Raw genomic sequence first — 3,010 nt, 5'->3', positions numbered from 1 at the left:
ACTTGTCTCAAGAACAAATCGCCCTGAATCAATTATTAGAGTCTGTCAAATACAATACAGAACAGATGAATTTAGCATTTGATAATTTAGGCGATCGCTTTATTTCTAACTTGTCTCAAGAACAAATTGCCCTGAATCAATTATTAGAGTCTGTCAAATACAATACAGAACAGATGAATTTAGGATTTGATAATTTAGGCGATCGCTTTATTTCTAACTTGTCTCAAGAACAAATTGCTCTGAATCAATTATTAGAGTCTGTCAAATATAATACAGAACAGATGAATTTAGCATTTGATAATTTAGGCGATCGCTTTATTTCTCATCTTTCCCAAAACCTTGATCATAATCAACAGCAATTTCAGACTTTAATCAACAATCTTGAAGGATCTACTAATCAATTTAGCATGAAGATGGAGACTATTAAAGTAGATTTGATCAACCTATTAGAAAATAACAACACTCAATTAACTTCAGAATATCAAAAAGTAAATAATAATATCCTTCAGGGTATCAACAAGCAAACAAATATAAATGAACAAGGTTTAGAGATAATCATTAAAAATATTCAAGAATGTAATAAAAGTTTACAGGATACTAAAGTTTCTATCAACCAACTCAGACAGGTAATAAAGACACCTGAATCATGAATTTAAACCAAATAAGTTTATCAATATTGTTTTGTAATGTAAAAGCATGAAATTATGGCACGTCGTTCACGCTACACTGAATACAATGAAGAGTTAAACGTTTGGCAAGCATTTACTGATTTAATGTCCAATGCGTTTATGATCTTAGTGTTATTTTTATTTCTCACTATTATCATATCACAAATAACTAATGTTCAAAATAAACCTGATAAAAATTCAGTCAATTTACCTTTGAAAGTTAAAGATTTAGAAAGAGAAGTAGAGGAATTGAAACGAGAGTTAGATAATCAAAAACGCCTCACAGATGCACCACCAATCATAGTTATCAAAGATCAAGGTGATTATAGATTTGCGTTAGGTAGTGCAGAAATACCTCCTCAAATGTTAAGCTATATTTTCAGAGAAATAGTACCAGCAATAGAAAGTACCAGCAACAAATATGGTATTAACGTTGTGGAAATAATTGGACATACAGATGCTACACCTAATGGTAAAGCAAATAGTAATTTAGATGTCAATTTAGAAAAAGTAGTTAGTGGCACATTTCCAGTTACAAAACTTCAATCAGGTTCTAATGCTGATTTAGGTTTAATGCGTGCGTTATCAGTTGTGAAAATATTGCGTGATATTCAAAACAAACAAGGTAGATTAAAAGGTTTATCATTTCGTGCTTATTCTGCTGCACAATTAATATTACCAAATGGACAATTAGCAGAAATTGCACCTGTGAAAAATAAACAAGATGATCAAACAAGAAGAAGAATAGAAATTCGTTTTACTCGTTTAGGAGAAGAAAAGGAAGTAGGAAAAAAATAATATATCAGATGTTAAAGATCCCGGACTTCTTAATTTCATATTTTCTAAAAAATTATAATTAATCGCAGAAGTCGGGGATCTGAATTTTAATCTATATCAGGTTCTACACCTAAAGCACGCAGTTGGGCAATTAATTTTTCTTTTTTCTGTCTTTCCTGTTCTGCACGTTGTCTTTCTTGGTTTGCACGCTGTCTTTCTTGTTCTGCTTTTTCTCTTTCCTGTTCTGCGGGAGTTAACACCCAATTACCATTTTGATCATACCATCGTAACCAGGGCATTTGTACATTTTTATAACTCCCTTGCCAAATTCCTAAACCTAATTCTAACCCAGGAATCCAAAAACGAGAATTAGGATCTGAAGGTGTAGAACGCAAAGTTTCAATATAGCGATCGCCCCTTAATTCAAACATCCTAAATTCTGATTGATAACGATCAAATATCGCATAATAAGGTATTCTTAAAATCTTTTCATAAACTTCCCATTTACCAGGTGGTTTTTCCACATCTCGCAACATTTGACCTAAATCTTCTTTTTCTGTTCCTGGTGATAACAACTCTACCACAATATAAGGATTAACAGATTCTTGCCATACTACATAACTTAAGCGCAAATCTTTTTTTTCATACAAATAAGGAACACCCACAACCGCAAACCAATCTGGGCGTTTATACCACAATGGATGACGAGAATCAAAATACAGATTTATGTCACTTCCTGTAAAAAGTTCCTCTTGTTTATAATGAGGAGGAAGAAATGTATCTGCTAATAATTGTGGTTGCAATAAATGAAATTGATCTGGCAAACCTTTCTCCTCTGGATCTTCGCTAGGCAGATCATACATTGTGGGTAATGTTTCTTTGGCCGCTAAGGGCGGATCTGTTTGATACATTTTTGAATATCCTCAATATCAAACTTTTATATTTTAATTATACTCTGTATTTGATGTTTTTACTATTTGGTGTAGTCTTATTTTATAAAATCTAAATATTCACAGACAATTTATCAATAACCATCCTATAAATCCTCTAAATCCTCAAATCCTGGACATCCTGACTCAGACAAAATAATTACGAATTATCCTGTAAATCCTTAAATCCCGGATATCCTGATTCAGACATTCTCTGATATTTGCGTTTTTATCCAACTTCTAAAATTCCTAATCATTGCCATTTCACCTATTTCTAAGCTAGAAGCTAAAAACTGAGGCACTTCTGTATTTAAAGATAAATTAGCAAAGGTTGGTGAACTATTACCAGGAATATATTTACCATCAGCTAAACTATAAATTTGCATTACCGGTTCATCATAACGCCAAACTTCAGGAACACCTAAAGCTAAATAAATTGGTAACTTATCAATAGAAGAACTAGCATAATCAACTTCGATAACTAAATCAGGTGGGGGATCTTGGGTTAAATCTAAACTGGTTTTATTTCTCATGATTGGTTCATTTTGAATATAGAAACTAGAATCAGGTTCTACACCCCTAGCTAAATCTTCTCTTTTACAAGTTAATGAACCTGTGCTTTTAACGTTCAGATTT

At 32.3% G+C, this 3,010-nt stretch carries 3 protein-coding genes and 1 pseudogene; 2 read left to right on the top strand and 2 right to left on the bottom strand.

Annotated elements, in window-relative coordinates; translation table 11 throughout:
* Both PN497_RS01740 and PN497_RS01735 read left to right on the top strand, forming a co-directional pair.
* Nucleotides 1–650: pseudogene (locus tag PN497_RS01740) on the top strand (hypothetical protein); the annotation flags it as partial.
* Nucleotides 651–704: 54 nt separating this feature from the next.
* Complete coding sequence (locus PN497_RS01735) at nucleotides 705–1,466, top strand: flagellar motor protein (protein WP_096570723.1); 762 nt, start codon at nucleotides 705–707, stop codon at nucleotides 1,464–1,466.
* 86 nt (nucleotides 1,467–1,552) lie between these two features.
* Here the strand turns inward: PN497_RS01735 and PN497_RS01730 are convergent, their stop codons facing one another.
* Together PN497_RS01730 and PN497_RS01725 are read right to left on the bottom strand one after the other, a co-directional pair.
* The gene (locus PN497_RS01730; RefSeq protein ID WP_096570721.1) at nucleotides 1,553–2,356 is read right to left on the bottom strand and encodes a Uma2 family endonuclease; all 804 of its coding nucleotides are present in this window, start codon (nucleotides 2,354–2,356) and stop codon (nucleotides 1,553–1,555) included.
* Between the two features lie 221 nt (nucleotides 2,357–2,577).
* Nucleotides 2,578–3,010 (bottom strand): Uma2 family endonuclease (locus PN497_RS01725; RefSeq protein ID WP_272109415.1); only part of this gene is annotated, 433 nt, incomplete at its 5' end.

It is taken from the genome of Sphaerospermopsis kisseleviana CS-549 (assembly GCF_028329225.1).
In the GTDB taxonomy this organism is placed as follows: Bacteria; Cyanobacteriota; Cyanobacteriia; order Cyanobacteriales; family Nostocaceae; genus Sphaerospermopsis; species Sphaerospermopsis kisseleviana.
This window is presented reverse-complemented; position numbering and strand designations above follow the sequence as displayed.